This window comes from Streptomyces sp. NPDC006450 (assembly GCF_040612195.1).
GTDB lineage: Bacteria > Actinomycetota > Actinomycetes > Streptomycetales > Streptomycetaceae > Streptomyces.
The window spans coordinates 1-15,305 of sequence record NZ_JBEXPT010000069.1; the positions used below are offsets into that span (position 1 = coordinate 1).

Sequence of the window (15,305 nt, forward strand, 5' to 3'; positions counted from 1 at the left end):
GCCGACCGGACCCCGAAGTCCCGGGTCCGGTCGGCGCCCGTGCGCGTGGCCGGCGCACATACACGGGCTCCTGTCGATGCCCTGACTGCTGATCTCCAGGTCTCCTTCATTGCTTCCAGGACGCGCACAGGCGTTGTCACGAACTTCCGTGCCTCGGCGTCGGAGATCCCCTCCAGCGAGACCGGGCCGGCGGGGCCGGTCGCTTCCACCACGGCGATGCCCTGCGCGGAGGTGGCCACTTCCGTGTCCGTGCCGTACGGCGCGTCGCACAGGCTCTCCACGTACTCCGGCGCAGACGAGTCCCAGACGTACCAGCCGCCACCGCCGAGGAGCACTGTGGCGGCGACCGGCACGATCAGCAGCATCTTCTTCATGAGCCCCACAACCTTCGGTAGTTCGCCTTGTCGACCTCGGTCGGGACCTCGTGCGCTGACGCATACGGCCACATCACGGATTGCACGGCCGTCTTCCCGCCGTCGGACGTGTGGCAGAAGCCGAGGGCGTGCCCCAGTTCGTGGACGAGGACGTTGCGCCGTTGATCTTCGCGCCGGAGAACTGCCACGCCTTGACCGCGTGCGCCCACTCGGTCGTGTACTTCGTGCTCGACGTCCACCGGATCTCACCCTCGTCGACGGAGCTGTGGGCCTTGGTCTCGGTGGAGTCCTTCGGGTCCGCGCACGGCGCCGCTGGCCCTGCCCAGCGCCTCGCGCCCGGTGAGCCGCCGCATGTGCGTCCTACGGACCTCGCGGTCCCATATCGGCTTGAATGGGACTTACGTGATATTCCGTCACGGCATGTGGATACCGTTCTTTTGGCGAAGGGGGCTTCGTTGGAGGCCGATCAACGTTCCCGCACGGACAGGGTGGTCTTCGGGGTCACCGCGGGCCTGACGCTCGCCTTCGTCCTGTGGGGCGCAGTGGCGACGGACTCGCTGGAGAGAGTGTCGAGCAGCCTGCTGGAGGGGCTCATCCACAACGGCGGCTGGGCCTTCATGCTCGCCGCCAGCGCCTTCGTCGTCTTCGCCCTCTGGTTGGCGATCAGCCGCTACGGCCGGATCCGCCTCGGCCGCGAAGGCGAGCCGCCGGAGTTCCGTACCGTCTCCTGGGTCGCCATGATGTTCAGCGCCGGCATGGGCATCGGGCTCATGTTCTACGGCGTGAGCGAACCCCTGGCGCACTACGAGGAGCCACCGCCCGGCACTCACCCCGTCGACTCCGCCGAGCGGATGCAGACCTCGATGGCCACCACGCTTTTCCACTGGACGCTCCACCCGTGGGCGATCTACGCGGTCGTCGGCCTCGCCATCGCCTACAGCACGTTCCGTCGCAACCGCCGCCAGACGATCAGTGCGGTGTTCGAGCCACTGATCGGCCCCCGACACGCACACGGCGCCATCGGCCGTGCCATCGACATCGTGGCAATCTTCGCCACCCTCTTCGGCTCAGCGGCCTCGCTGGGCCTCGGGGCCCTCCAGATCGGCAGCGGTTTCCGTGAGCTGGGCTGGATGGAGTCGGTCAGCACCGCGCTCCTCATCGCCGTCATCGCCGTCCTGACCCTCGCCTTCGTCGCCTCCGCGGTCTCCGGCGTGGAACGCGGCATCCAGTGGCTGTCGAACATCAACATGGTGCTCGCCCTGCTGCTCGTCGTGTTCGTGTTCATCGCCGGGCCGACCATCATCGTGCTCGACCTCCTGCCCACCTCCCTCGGCGCCTACCTCGGCGACCTCCCCCAGCTCATCGGCCGGACCGAGGCCACCGGCGCCGGCGAGGTCGCCGAATGGCTGGGCAGCTGGACGGTCTTCTACTGGGCCTGGTGGATCTCCTGGACCCCGTTCGTCGGCATGTTCATCGCACGGATCAGCCGCGGACGCACCATCCGGCAATTCGTCGGCGGCGTCATCCTCGTACCGAGCACGGTCAGCCTGCTGTGGTTCGCCGTCTTCGGCGGCACGGCCATGAAGATCCGGGAGAGCGGCGGACTCGGCGAGGAGAGCACCCCCGAGGGGCAGCTCTTCGGGCTGCTCCAGCAGTTCCCCGCCTCCACCGCAATGAGCCTGCTGGTCATGGTCCTCGTTGCCATCTTCTTCGTCTCCGGCGCCGACGCCGCCTCCATCGTGATGGCCACGCTCTCACAGAGAGGCGTCCTGGAACCGGCCCGGTTGGTGATCGTCTTCTGGGGCGTGGTCACCGGCGCCGTCGCGGCCATCATGCTGCTCATCGGCAACGGCAAGGGCGATGCACTCGCCGGACTGCAGAACCTGACGATCCTTGTGGCGGCGCCGTTCACCGTGGTCATGATCGGCATGTGCGTGGCGCTCCTACGGGACCTGCGCCAGGACCCGCTCATCATCCAGGGCGAACAGGGCGAGGTAGCCGTCGCCGTCGCCGTCGCCGCCGGCCACGAAGAGTACGGCGGCGACTTCGAGATCCGCATCGGCCCGGCCGGCGGCCCAGAAGCGGATACCGCACAGCCGCCTGCGGCACCTTCGCCCCCGGATCGGTAGGACGGCAGAGTGTCCGGGCCTCTCGCCACGATTGTGGTCGGCGCCCCGTGCTGTCGCGGCAGCCAATGCCCTGCGGCCGCGGTCGGGGCGCGTCGGCCACGATCTCGAAGGCCCGTCCTTCGGTGAACTCCCTGCGGCTGGTGGCGCTGGGCGACATCGTGGTGGCCGGTGCGTCGGTCGGTTTCGCCAGCCAGCGGGTGACGGGGGTGGTGAAGGCGGCGATGGCGAAGCCGGTGCTGATGAGCTGGCGGCGGGAGCGGTCCACGGTTCTCCAGTAAGCGGCGGCGACGCGGAGCGCATCGACGGGGTCACGGGCGAACTCCAACCCCAGATCAGGCTTTCCGCCCGACCTGCTGTACAGGCCGATCTCGGTCACGCTCACCGCTCTGCCGAGGCGTTCGCCCAGCGCAGCGGCCAGGAACTCGGGCGTCCGGCCGCGCGGGACCATTCCGAGATTCACCCATCTGGCGACACTGGTGTGCTCATACCGGAGCGGAACACCGGCCGCGGCCCCGAGCTTGTTGATCTGCGCGGCCAGTGCTCGTGGCTCGCGCCGGCCTGCTTGACGAGCCGGGCCAGATCCTCGTTGGGATCGCCTGGGCGGTCCTTTGTGGGCGCCACCGAGCCCCCTCATGCCAGCCGGTGTCCTGCGACGTGGATGCCGCGGGTGCGGGATCCGAGCCTAGGACGCAGGGGCGACGTCCCGACGCCGGCACTCAGCCGGCCCCGACAGGCAGCGGGCCGACCCTGGCCTCCAGCCAGATGGGGAGATCCAGCAGCCGGACGCCTTCCTGTTCATCGGGGTCGGTGCGGGCGACCAGGCACACCATGTCCTGGTTTCCGGTGTTGACGGGCATGTGGGGCGTGTTGGCGGGGATGTGGATGTAGTCGCCGGCGCGCAGGACGACGTGTTCGGCCAGGTCTGGGCCGTGCCAGACCTCGACCTGTCCGGACTGGATGAAAATGGCTGACTCGTGCCCCTCGTGCAGGTGAGGACGGCCCCGCGTCTGGGCCGGCATCACCAGGCGGTGCAGACACAACCGCTCCGCACCCGCCGACTGGGCACTGATCCCCGCCCCGAAACTGCCGCCCTGAATGCCTTCGTACATGCCGGTTCGTACCACCGTGCACTGCTTGTGATCTCCCATGCGGGCAGTACACCAGCCAGCCGGAGGCGTCCGAACAGTTCCCGCCACCGCCGGTGGCGACCCGCCTCACAAGCCGGCAGCTACCCGCAGCTACCGGCATGTCGACGATGATGCGGATCTTGGGACACGGCAGCACCGCCGGGAAACTCCCCGGAACATCGGAATGTACGATTCCGCGATGCACTTCAATACCCGCGAGCGCATCGGCTACGGCTCGGCCGTCGCCCGGCACCTCATGAACCTCGTGGTGACCGGCATCCCGGTGCTGTGTGTCGCCAACCTGTCTTCGGTCAACCTCAGCAAGGACCGCCGCGGCATGCACGACAAGGCTTCGGGCAGCGCGGTGATCCACCGCCGGTGACGGGGAGGTCAGAGCGGACGGGCGGCGGCCGGTCAGCGCTCCGCACCGAAGACCAGGGCCCGAGGCCGCGCGCTGCTGGACCACCCCGCCGCCGCGGCTGGAATGGGCCACAGGCGTCGTCGCTGTAGGCCGGCGGCGGACCTTGGCGGCGCTCGGGCGTCGGCCATACCCGGGTGCGAGGGCGATGATCCTGACCCTCACGCGGCGATCCGGCGTTGCGTTCATGGTCGGACATGCCTTTCGGTCTCACCGCCCCGGCGTCCTTGGAAGAGGCTGCGTAAGGCTGCGGTGGTCAGCCACCGACATGGATGCCGGGGCGGCGGTCCGGGTCTGGTTCGTGGCTGCGGATGATTTCCCGGGTGACCGGTGCGGTGTCTCCGCGCCCCAGGAGGAAGTAGCGGACCATGTGGACCAGCGGGCTTCCCTCGGCCCAGGCGAAGTAGCAGTGCGGCTGGACGCCGGTGGCGTCGCGCAGGGCCAGAAGGATGGCGGCGATGGCGTTCGGTGCGGCCGGCGCGGCCGCGCGCAGGATCCGGTACCCGTCGACGTCGACGCCGTGCACGGTGAGGGTGTCGCTGAAGTCCGAGGGGTCGACCACGTCGATCTCGAGGAAGATGACGTCGGCACGGCCGGGCACGGGGTTGACGCCGCGCTGTTCGCGTTCCTTGTCGCTGTACTCGGCCATGTCGCCGGCTTGGCGGCGGTTGGCGATGATGTTGATGGAGCTGTCGTGGGCGAGGGTGTCGTTGATGAACCGGCGGGCTTCGGCGTCGAAGACGATGCGGTCGGCGCGCAGTTCGGTGGTGCGTGAGACGCGGGAGATCAGCGACACGGTGATGATCCCGGCGATGAAGAAGGCGGAGATGGCGATGCCGTCGGGCTTGTCGATGATGTTGGCGACCAGGGCGTAGAGCAGGACCGCGGTGAGCAGGGCGAAGCCGATGGTGGCCGCGCGACGGCGGCGGCGTGCGACGGAGACGGTGACGGCGAAGGCGCCGGAGACCATCATGGCCAGGATGCCGGTGGCGTAGGCGCCGGCCTGTTCGTCGACGTCGGCGTTGAAGGCGATCGTGATGAGGATGCACAGGGCGGTGTAGACGATCACGACGGGGCGTACGGCGCGTCCCCATTCGGGGGCCATGCCGTAGTCGGGCAGGTAGCGGGGGACGATGTTGACCAAGCCGGCCATGGCCGAGGCACCGGCGAACCACAGGATCAGGATGGTGCTGATGTCGTAGACGGTGCCGAACGCCTCCCCGACGTGCTCGTGGGCCAGCCATGCCAGGGCCCGGCCGTTGGCGGCGCCCCCCGGTTCGAAGAGCTCGTGTGGGACGAGCAGGGTGGTGACGAAACTGGCGGACAGCAGGTACACGCTCATGATGAGGGCCGCGGTGGTCAGCAGCCTTCGGGTGTTGCGGATCCGCGAGCGCAACCGCTGCTCGGCATCGGCACCCTCGGCGGCGACGAGCGGCATCATGCTCACACCGGTCTCGAAGCCCGACAAGCCCAGCACCAGCAGCGGGAAGGCCAGCAGTGCCGGGCCGAGCAGGTCACCGAAGCCGCCACCACCCGCTGCGAGGGCGTCGGTCCACGCCGACCAGGCTCCCGGGGTGGTGAACACGTGGACCAGGCCGATGCCGATGACGACCGCGTTCAGCACGAGGAAGATGGCGACCAGGGGGATGGCCACGCTGACCGCTTCGCTGAACCCCAGCAGGAACACTCCTCCGAGGACCAGCAGCAGCGCCACCGTCAGGGCGACCTCATGCCCGTGCAGAACCGCGGGGAAGAAGGGGTTCTCCACCACGTGTACGGACGCGTCCGCCGTGGACAGCGTGATCGTGATGATCCACGAGGTGGCCACGAAGCCGAGCAGGATCAGCACGAACAGCTTGCCCCACCAGAACGGCAGCAGGTCCTCCAGCATCGCCACCGACCCGGCGCCGTGCGGGCTTTCCTTCGCCACCCGCCGGTACATCGGCAGCATCCCCAGCAGGGTCAGCGCCACGATCAGCAGGGTCGCGAGCGGCGAGACCGCCCCGGCGGCGAGGGCGGCGATCGCGGGCACGTAGGCGAGGCTGGAGAAGTAGTCGACGCCGGTCAGGCACATCACCTTCCACCAGGCGTGCGGCTCGGCGTGCCCCTCACCGGCCGCCGGCCCCACCGGCTGCACCTGGTGCCGCAGCATCCACCGTGCGAGCCCGCCAGACGGCTGCACTCGCAGAGCAGGGCTGTCCACCACGTCCGGCATGCCCGCGTGATGCGCGTCTTTCATATCCCCCATCAACCCTTCCCGGCCTCTCCAGCGCACCCGGACAACGGCCATCCGCTGAGGGGCATCGCAGCGATCATCGAGTATGGGCCCGCCGCCGACACGGACCCGCACCGGACGGGCGCACTCCGGCACCCGCCTGCCCTTGTGCCCCGAGCACCGCCCGCTGCCCAGCCACTGGCCGCCCGTACCTCAAGAACCCATGTAGAGCAGGCATCTCATCAGCGGAGAGCCCTGCCCAGCCGGCCTCCAACGCCTGCTCCCGGAAGCCGCCTCGGGGCTTCCCGACGGATCCCGGAGCAAGAATCCTTAACGCATCCCTAACGCCCGTCGCTGACACGGCACATCTCCTGCCGGCACGACTCCTGACCGCATGCCAGTACGGTGATCTCCCCTTGCGGCAGACGCGTGGCCGGGACGGCCCTCGGCGCAGCCCCGCCGACGGTCTCCTCCCGGAGGAGGAGGCCGGACCGGGCCGCAGGTCCCGGACCAGGGGTGGACGGGACCTGGGTCCTCGTGCCCTTGGGCGATGTGCCGTACCGGGGCGGGTTCCTAGCCTCGGGGCATGCGATCACACGAAGCGGACGATGCTCAAGGATTCCCCGTGACCACTGTCAGCCCCGCCGCACGCCGCGCCTTGGCCGTGGGCCTCACCCTCGCCGCCTGCCTCACGTCCTCCCCCGTCCTGGCCACGGCCGCCGAGACCACCGCCCAGGACAGCTCCGGGGTCGGACTGGACCGGTACTACCGCCAGCACCTCGGCTGGGGCAGCTGCACCAAGGGCCCCGACGACACCACGGGCCGCGATCTGGACCAGGCAGGCGTGCAGTGCGCGGACGTGACCGTCCCCCTGGATTACGCCGACCCCCGGGGGCGCACGATCACCGTGGCGATCTCCCGGCTCAAGGCCACCGACACCCGCCACCGCATCGGCTCGATCCTCCTCAACAACGGCGGTCCGGGCGGACCCGCACTCCAGTCCCCGCCGCAGGCCCGCGCGTCGATGAAGGAGGTCGGCGCGCGCTACGACATCGTCGGCTTCGACCCGCGGTTCATCGGGCGCAGCACCCCGCTGGACTGCGGCTTGCCCGTCGGCATGACCTGGCTGTCCGCCGGCGCCGACCGGGCGGGCTTCGACCGCCAGGTCGCCCTGCAGAAGAGCCTGGCCGACAAGTGCCGGGCCACCGACGCCGCGGTGCTCCCCCACATCACCACCCGCAACACGGCCCGCGACATGGACGTCATCCGCGGCACGCTCGGCGAGCGGAAGATCTCCTTCCTGGGCTACTCGTACGGCACCTACCTGGGCACGGTCTACACGCAGATGTTCCCCGGCCGCCACGACCGGATGGTGCTGGACGGGGCGATCAACCCGAGCGACTACCGCCCCCGGCTGCTGAAGGGCACCGAGCGCGAGAACGAGAAGGCGCTGTCCGACTGGGCCGCCTGGGCCTCGGAGCACCACGGCACCTACGGCCTCGGTCGCAGCCGCGTCGAGGTGCTCGCCGCCGTCGACCGCATCGTCGCGGCGGCCGCGCGCGGTCCGCTGACCATCGGCACCGGCGCCGATGCCTTCCGGATCGACGACAGCCAGGTGCCGCTCCTCCTCTTCTCGGGCATCGCGGACGACACCGCCGCGGCGCGGGCGTCGTTCGGTGAGCTGCTTTCCGTGCTGGCCCGAGCTGCGGAGGGCCGGCCGACGACGGTGCCGCCGATGCTCGTCCCGGAGCTCCGGTACGTGCTGCGCGGTGAGGGCGAGCCCACCGGCGCGCAGTCCGCCGTGATCTGCGGGGACGTGGCCGCCGCGCGCGATCCCGAGCTCTACTGGCGGGGCATCGAACGCAACCGCACCGCGCACCCGCTGTTCGGCGCTCTGACCAACAACATCAACCCGTGCGCCTTCTGGGACTCGCCGCGCGAAGAGCCCACCCGGGTGCGGCGCGATGTCCCTGCACTGATCGTCGCCGCCACCGGTGACCCTCGTACGACGTACAAGGGAAGTGTCGAGCTGCGCAAGCAGCTGCCGAGCTCCAGGCTGGTCACCCTCGAGGGCGCCAACCGGCACGCCCTCTTCGGGCGCTACGGCAACGCGTGCGTGGACGACCAGGTCAACCGCTACCTGGCCACCGGCAAGCTGCCGGCGAGGGACCAGACCTGCGTCAAGCAGGCGGGGTAGCGGCCCGCGGTTCACGTGTGCTCGGAGACGAACATCTGGCGGGCCACCGTGTGGCTGTCCCGCCCTTCACCAGGTGGCTGGCACCGAGGAGATCCGGCGAGACGCTCTCGCGTCGCACGGGAGGGCGAAGGTCACAGGTCCGGCCCTTATGAACCTCTTGCTCCGTATGTCACTCTGGCGGGCAACCCGGCTCGCGCCCCTGCCCCGACGAGCCCGCCGAACAGTACGGAAACGCCCATGCCCCTGTACTTCCCGTCCCGAGCCGCATCCGCCGTGGCGGCCGGCGCCATGGTCGTCCTGTTGGCGGGTTGCAGCACCACTCAGGCTGCTGCCGGCGCCGCGGCTCCCGCACCGCCGACGATGGCAGCGGCGCCCGCTTCGGCCCCAGCCGCCGCCGCGCCCCCGTCCGAGCCACCGGTTGCCTCCGTGCAGACCGAGGCCTCCGTCCTGTCCATACCCTCGGTGGGCATAGCCGGGCTGCGCGTGCTGCCGTACGAGGGCACCACCGACGATGCGCCCGGCACCCGTATTCAGGACAGGGGTGTGGCGGCCAGCCCGTACGGGAAGCGTGGCGGAGTCGGGCCCGGCCAGGCGGGTAATTTCCTGGTCACCGCGCACCGCCTGTCGGCAGGCGGCCCGCTGCGTGACCTCCCCGACGTGGTGAAGGGCGACTCGGTGCTCGTGACCGTGGGCGATGTGGAGTACACGTACGAAATCATCGCGAGCCGCAAGACGTCCTTCCGGTCGGAACGCTCGCTGAGCGAGCAGCGCGCCGCGGTCCCCGGACAGCCGGGTGTGGCCCCGACCCAGGCCATGATCACGATCTCGACCTGCGCCACCCCGGAAGACCATGCCGAGGGCAATTTCTGGAGCGATGCCCAGGGCAATCCCGAGCACCGCATCGACAAGATAGGCGTTCTCCGCAAGACGACCGCAGCGCCGCCTGCCGGATAGCGCCGCCCAGCCCTCGCAGGGACGCGGGCGGGGCCCTGCGCGTACCGGAGAGCGAAGACGCCACCCAGAGCGCTGATGAGAACCTGCCGAAACCGAACGACGACTCCCGGCAGAGGTCAGTCGGCCACGGCTTCGATCAGGGAGTACGGGGCGGCCTCCGCGAGCGGGGTGACCGACGTGACGCGCAGCCCGGCCGCACACCTCCTCGAAGTCCGCGCGGGTACGTTCCTTGGCTCCGGTTCCGGGCGGATGCACAGCCCCGCTGCCGCTGACCTGACCGAGCTCACCGTTCCGGTTGCCATGCCGCCGCACACAGCGAGGTCTCGGCCGCCTCGGTGTACAGGGCGGCGCCCAGCCAGGCGCGGGCGAAGTCGGTCGGGTCAGCGGGGAGGAGGCGGCCGAAGTGGTCGCGGCCGCGCCGGGTGGCGGTGCGTTGCAGTTCGGCCAGGAGATCGGCGGCGGTGGGGAGGGCCGAGCGGCGCAGCTGCCCTGCGTCGGCCGGCAGCGATCCGGGGATGGCCAGGAATGGGCGTCCGGCGGCGACGGCCTGTTCGAGGCGGCGGCGCAGGAGGTGGAGGGGGGCCGGGTCCGCCTCCCGGCCGGTGGGGACCTGCGGGGTGGGCGGCGCCGGGGCGGAGGGGAGGTCGGCACGTTGCAGCCGGTCCAGGCCCAGGTCGACGCGCCGTGCGGGATCCGCCGGATGGGCGGCCGCCAGGAGGCGGAGGCTGGGCCGGGAGTCCGCGAGGAGGCGGCCGACGACGCGCAGGCGCGTGCCGGGCAAAGCGGCCAGCATCCGGAGGTTGTCGCGGTACGCCAGCGCAGGATCGTCGTGGGCCGCGGTGAGGCGGAGCGTCAGGTCGCCGCACGTGGCGAGGAGGCAGTCGCCGCCGGTCTCGCGGGCGGGGCCCAGGATCGTCACGTCGAGGAAGAGCAGGTCGGCGCCCGGGACCTGGGAGTACAGGGCGCGCGCGACCTGTTCGGCGGCGGGCGGTGCCCACAGGGCTGCGAGGGGTTCGTCCGTCCAGGCCGCGCCCGCCGCCCGGACCGCCTTGACCCCGGCGCCCGCGCCGAGGCGGCCGGTGGGCGAGACGGTCGCCCCCGACAGGGCGAGTCCGGCGTGGGACAACTCACGGTGGGTGAGCGCGGTGTCGCCCATGCGTACGGTGCGCCCGGCTGCCGCCGCGGCTCGGCCGGGGCCGCCCGGGGCGATGTCCGAGACGGCGTAGAGGCGGCCGTCGGCGGCGGCGGTCCAGGTGATGGCGCCCGCGTAGCCGCCGGCGGTGATCAGGGGTTCGGTGAACAGGCCGTACAGGCGCAGGGATCCGTCCGGTACGTAGGTCTGCCGGGCGGTGCCGCGCAGGGCGGCCAGTTCGGGGCCGGTGGCATCGGGCAGCCGGTGGGCGGTGCCGAGCAGTTCGCGTACGGCTGCCGTGAGGTCGGCGAGGCGGTGGGCGGGGTCGGCGGAGCGGGCGGAGCGCAGCGCGGTGACGACGGAGACGGCAGCGGCTGCCGGGCGGGGCAGGCCGCCGAGCTTGGCGGTGTGGGCCGCCCGCAGCAGTTCGGACTGCAGGACGGCTCCGGCGCCTTCGATGCCCGTGTCGAGCACGGCGGCGCCGGCGGCCCACAGGTGGCCGGCCGCGGCACGCTGCTCGGGGGTGGCCCTGCTCTCGTCGGTCTCCGGTGGCTGAGGGGGTCCGGCGTCCGTGTCGGGGGACGGTTGGCCTGCGTCCGTGTCGGAGGACGGTTGCCCCGTGGCCGCGTCGGCGGACTGGTCAGACAGCGGGTCGGCCACTGGTGCGGCCGACGCGATCGCCGCCCGGTGCAGGCATTCCGGGGCGAGCAGGCAGCCGCAGCGGATCGCGTCCGCCGTGGTCACCACCCCGGTGGGGGCGTGGAGTTCCAGGCCGGTCTCGTCGTCGACCGCGATCCGTACGGTGTCGCCGTCGCGGGTGACGGGCCGCTCGGCGATCTTGGTGATGGCGGCGTCGAGCCGCTTGCGCAGTCTGGGTGAGAGCGCGCCGACGATCTCGGCGGTCACGGCGGGCGCGACAGCGGGCAGGTGGTGGCTGTGCTGGCTGTGCTGGCTCATGCGATCTTCTCCCCTACCCAGCGGGCGAGTTCGAGCGGGCTGAGGGCTGCCACCGGCATCCCGGCGGCGACGAGCTGCCCGGCGACGCCGGTCGAGTACCGGGGGCGGCCGGCGTCGTCCAGGCTCGCGCAGCCGAGTACATGGCACCCGGCTCCGACGAGGGTGCGTACCTCGGAGAGGAGCCCGCCGACCGGATGGCCTTCCTCGAAGTCGCTGATCACGACGATCAGCGTGCGGGACGGCACGGTCACCAGGGTGCGGGCGTGGCGCAGCCCGGCGGCGATGTGGGTGCCGCCGCCGACCCGTACCTCCAGCAGCAGGGACAGCGGGTCGTGCACGTGGTCGGTGAGGTCGATGACCTCGGTGGAGAAGGCGAGGAAGTGGGTGGAGACCGTCGGCACCCCGGCCAGGACGGCGGCGGTGAGGGCCGACCAGATGGTGGAGGCCTCCATGGAGCCGGAGACGTCGGTGACCAGGACCAGCCGCCAGTCGGCGGCGCGCCGGGCGCGGGAGCGGAACACCGGGTGCTCGGGAATGACCTGGACGCTGCCGTCGGGGGCCCGGCGCGCGGTGGCGAGGTTGGCGCGCAGGGTGCGGGCCAGGTCGAGTTGGCCGCCGGGGCGTCGGCTCGGGCGGGGCAGCGTCATGCCGGTCAGGGCGGGGCGCAGCCGGGTGGCCAGCTGTCGGGTGAGTTCGTCCACGAGTCGGCGGACCAGGGGGCGGAGTGCGCCGAGCCGGGCCTCGGGGAGGCCGCCCGCGTGCTGCAGGACCGTACGCAGCAGGTCGACGGAGGGGCGGACGCTGTCGGGGTCGAGTTCGCCCAGGACGTCGCGGCGGCCGGACGCGGCGGCCGCGGCGAGGACCTCCTCGCGGATGCCGGGGCCGAACAGGGCGGACAGTTCCTCGGACCATTCGCGGACTCCGGGGTAGGGCGCCTCGCGACCGCCGCGGTTGCCTCCGCCGAGATCGCCGCGGGAGCCCTCGCCGCGCCCGGTGCCGTACAGCTCGTCCAGCGCGGTGGCCAGCGGTGCTGTCGATCGGGGCAGTTGGCCGGTGCCGCGTCCGAGTACCAGCCGCCAGCGGTCTGCGGGGGCCAGGACGTGGTCCGGCGCGGGTGCGGCCTGCCCGGCCGCTGCTCCGGATGCGGCGGGCGCGGGGCAAGCTGCCGACGGCAGGCCGGCCCGGGGCGCGGCCGTGGCGTCGGCAGTGTCACCGGGCGCGGCGGCGTCCGGGGCCGGTGACGTGCCGGGGGCGCGCGGTGGCGTACCGGTCGGATCAGGTGTCTTGGGCTCCGCCGGGACGGCGGGTGACGGTTTGCCGGGGCGGTCATCGCGGTCGTGCGGCGGCGTCGCGGACGGTCCGCGGGCGTCGGGAGTCGCCGTGAGGGCGGGGGGCAGCAGGCCCAGACGGTCCAGCGTCGCGCGGGCGGCGAGGTCGGCGCGGGTCCACAGCGCCAGCGCGGCCGGATCGATGCCGGCCGTGTCGGCGACCAGGCCGGCCACGTGGCCGATCCGGTCCTCCACAGCCGTGAGCAGCCGGTCGCGGGAGGCGGGGCTGAGGGTGTCGAAGCCGCCGCGCAGCGCGGGCAGGCGGTCCAGGAAAGCGGTGTCGTCGAGGTCTGTGACCCGGTCCAGCACCGGGTCGAGGACGGGCGCCATGGTCTCCAGGAGCGGGCCGGCCGCGGTGAGCAGGCCGGTGAGGCGGGCGGTCAGCGCGGTGCGGGTGGCGGGGTCGGTGGCCGCGTCCACCCAGGACGCGGTGCGGGTCCCGAAGGCGTGGGCGTCCTCGTGGCCGAGCAGCACGCGTACGGCTCCGGCCGCGGCGGACATCAGCGGCGAGCCGTCGGCGGCCAGCCTGGTGAGGGCGTCGGTGAGCCGGATCCCGCCGAAGACGTCCGCGCGGTGGGCAAGTTCGAGCAGTGCTCGGGCGTCGTCGGGGTCGTCGGAGCCGGTGAGGCCGTCGACCTGGCGTACGGCGGCCGAGGTGAGCAGTTCGCCGACCGCCGCCGACCGCGCGGCGCGTTCCGGGTCCGGGCCGAGTCCGGCGACGTGGCCGGCCCGGATGCGGTCCAGCAGGCCGAGGGCGGCCAGCAGTTGGGGCAGCGTGCCGGCGGCGGGGACGCCCTCGCCCAGTTCCGTGAGCCGTTCGTCGGCCAGCGCGGGCAGTCCGCAGGCGGCGGCGTGGGCGAGGCCTTCGATGCTCTGGGCGGCGGTGGGCCCGCCGTCCTCCTGTTCGGCGCGGCGCCTTTCGCGCAGCAGGCCCTCGGCGGCCTGGGCCGGGGTGACGCCGCGGATTCCGGCGGCGGTGAGCATGGCGGCGGTGGCCGGGGTCCAGCGCACCTCCCACCGGGTGGTCACGGCCTCGCCGGCGCCCGCGCCCGTCACGGGCGTCGACGTGGCGTAGGGGATCCCGCAGAGCGCCAGCCGGCGCAGCAGGAGTTCGCGGCGGCGGTCGAGGTCCGAGCGCAAGGGGTCGAGCCGCAGGTCGCGGGCGGCGGGGCCGGTGTCGGCGGGGCCGGGCAGGCCCAGGGCCGCGACCTCGTCCTCCACGGCCGGTGCCAGACCGCTGCGCGGGGCGGCGGGCGCGGGCCGGCCGGAGCGGGTGCCGACCAGGACCCGTTCCAGCGACCGGGCGACGGCGCGCCCGCGGCCGAGCGGTTCGCCCTGGGCCAGTACGGTCTGCACCGCCTCGATGAGTTCGCCGCGGCCGGGCGCGGGCAGGCCGCGCAGCCGGGCGAGGTCGCCCGCCAACCGGACGATCTCGCGGGCGTCCGCGGGCCCCGAGGGGTGGTCCTGCGCGCGGAGTTCGCCGCAGATCCGCACGGCCGTGGTGAGCAGTGCCTCGTCGATGGCGGCCGGACGGCCCGCCGCCTCCAGGACGAGGTGCTGCCATTCGGGGTCACGGATGCCGGCCGGGTAGCCGGACCGCTCGTCCAGGAGCGGATAGGTGTACGGAATGAGGGAGACGGTCCAGGCCGGACCGGTGGGGAGGGCGTCCGCGGGCGGCACCGGGCCGGTTCCGGGGCCCAGCAGTGCCGGGGTGTGGAAGGCTCCCACGACCACGGCGGCCCGGCGCCCGTCGGCCGTGGCCTCGTCGATCCGGGCGCGCATCCAGCGCTCGCGGGCCAGGTCCGACTCGGCCACCGCGCCCACCCGTTCGGCGTCGTGCCGCAGCGCCCAGCCGGTGAGAAGGGCGGCGCGGCGCAGCGCCTCGGGCGGGGAGCCGGGGGCAGTGGTCTCCACGAGGCGGTCCCACAGGTCCTCACCCGGACGGCCGGTGAGGCGGGCGGTGAGCGCCTCGCGCAGCCCGGGGCCGTCGTGGCCCGCCCCGGCCTGGTGCCGCGGTTCGTACCGGTCCGGGTCGGACAGCGGCAGGTCGCAGGCGATCACGGGGATGCCGTGGCGGGCGGCCCAGCGCAGGGCGACGAGCTCGGGCGAGAAGTCGGCGAACGGGTAGAAGGCGGGCCCGCGCCCGTCCCCGCCGCCGTCCCCGCCGGAGGTGGCGGGGACGGCGGCCAGGGCGACGGGAGCCCTGGTGTCGGCGTGGGCGAGCCAGGGCAGCCACTCCTGCAGGTCCGCGGGCAGCTCGACGAGCAGCACCTCGGGCTTCGCCGCGTCCAGGAGTTCGGGCATGACCGCGGCGAGCGACGGCGCGTGGTGGCGCACGCCGATGAGGTACGGGGCGGTGGGGTCGGTCAGGGCCTCCACCGCCCTGTCCGCGGTCATGGCCGGGGCGGTGGAATCGGACGGGGCGGTGGAGGCAGCCGCAGCCGTGGGGGCTGCCGCAGCCGTGGAGGCGGCCG

The 15,305-nt window shown here is 72.7% G+C and carries 11 protein-coding genes and 1 pseudogene; 5 read left to right on the forward strand and 7 right to left on the reverse strand.

The genetic code is table 11. The features are described 5' to 3' along the window. Both ABZY57_RS20545 and ABZY57_RS20550 read right to left on the reverse strand, forming a co-directional pair. Positions 1 to 374: hypothetical protein (locus ABZY57_RS20545; RefSeq protein ID WP_356513878.1), on the reverse strand; the 374-nt coding region annotated here is incomplete at its 3' end. Next, a complete protein-coding gene (locus ABZY57_RS20550; protein WP_356513880.1) occupies positions 371 to 613 on the reverse strand; it encodes a matrixin family metalloprotease in 243 nt (80 codons plus the stop codon). The genes ABZY57_RS20550 and ABZY57_RS20545, both read right to left, overlap by 4 nt. 216 nt (positions 614 to 829) lie before the next feature. Here ABZY57_RS20550 and ABZY57_RS20555 point away from each other — a divergent pair, with 216 nt between their 5' ends. Then, positions 830 to 2,503: a BCCT family transporter gene (locus tag ABZY57_RS20555; protein WP_356513882.1), complete on the forward strand. Its 1,674-nt coding sequence runs from the start codon at positions 830 to 832 to the stop codon at positions 2,501 to 2,503. Between the two features lie 122 nt (positions 2,504 to 2,625). Further along, positions 2,626 to 2,781 carry a hypothetical protein gene (locus ABZY57_RS20560; protein ID WP_356513884.1) on the forward strand — a complete coding sequence of 52 codons (156 nt, stop codon included), beginning with the start codon at positions 2,626 to 2,628 and terminating at the stop codon, positions 2,779 to 2,781. Positions 2,782 to 3,219: 438 nt separating this feature from the next. Here ABZY57_RS20560 and ABZY57_RS20565 read toward each other — a convergent pair whose 3' ends face one another. Beyond that, positions 3,220 to 3,651: a cupin domain-containing protein gene (locus tag ABZY57_RS20565; RefSeq protein WP_356513886.1), complete on the reverse strand. Its 432-nt coding sequence runs from the start codon at positions 3,649 to 3,651 to the stop codon at positions 3,220 to 3,222. Between the two features lie 178 nt (positions 3,652 to 3,829). Here ABZY57_RS20565 and ABZY57_RS20570 point away from each other — a divergent pair, with 178 nt between their 5' ends. Continuing rightward, complete coding sequence (locus ABZY57_RS20570; protein WP_356513887.1) at positions 3,830 to 4,012, forward strand: hypothetical protein; 183 nt, start codon at positions 3,830 to 3,832, stop codon at positions 4,010 to 4,012. Between the two features lie 292 nt (positions 4,013 to 4,304). On the opposite strand, the gene ABZY57_RS20575 is transcribed toward ABZY57_RS20570, so the two are convergent. Further along, positions 4,305 to 6,287: an amino acid transporter gene (locus ABZY57_RS20575; RefSeq protein ID WP_356513889.1), complete on the reverse strand. Its 1,983-nt coding sequence runs from the start codon at positions 6,285 to 6,287 to the stop codon at positions 4,305 to 4,307. A 601-nt stretch (positions 6,288 to 6,888) separates the two neighbouring features. Between ABZY57_RS20575 and ABZY57_RS20580 the strand changes: the two genes are divergently transcribed. Together ABZY57_RS20580 and ABZY57_RS20585 are read left to right on the forward strand one after the other, a co-directional pair. Then, a complete protein-coding gene (locus ABZY57_RS20580) occupies positions 6,889 to 8,460 on the forward strand; it encodes an alpha/beta hydrolase (protein ID WP_356513891.1) in 1,572 nt (523 codons plus the stop codon). Between the two features lie 237 nt (positions 8,461 to 8,697). Next, entirely contained in the window at positions 8,698 to 9,414 is a 717-nt protein-coding gene (locus ABZY57_RS20585; protein WP_356513893.1) for a class E sortase, read from the forward strand. 116 nt (positions 9,415 to 9,530) lie between these two features. On the opposite strand, the pseudogene ABZY57_RS20590 reads toward ABZY57_RS20585, so the two are convergent. From ABZY57_RS20590 to ABZY57_RS20600, 3 genes and pseudogenes are all read right to left on the reverse strand, one after another. Further along, a pseudogene (locus ABZY57_RS20590) lies at positions 9,531 to 9,651 on the reverse strand (methyltransferase); the annotation flags it as partial. A gap of 46 nt (positions 9,652 to 9,697) precedes the next feature. Further along, positions 9,698 to 11,503 (reverse strand): hypothetical protein, encoded by a 1,806-nt coding sequence (locus ABZY57_RS20595; protein WP_356513895.1) that lies wholly within the window; start codon positions 11,501 to 11,503, stop codon positions 9,698 to 9,700. Continuing rightward, a complete protein-coding gene (locus ABZY57_RS20600; protein WP_356513922.1) occupies positions 11,500 to 15,228 on the reverse strand; it encodes a DUF5682 family protein in 3,729 nt (1,242 codons plus the stop codon). Before ABZY57_RS20600 ends, ABZY57_RS20595 begins: the two co-directional genes overlap by 4 nt. Positions 15,229 to 15,305 lie beyond the last annotated feature (77 nt).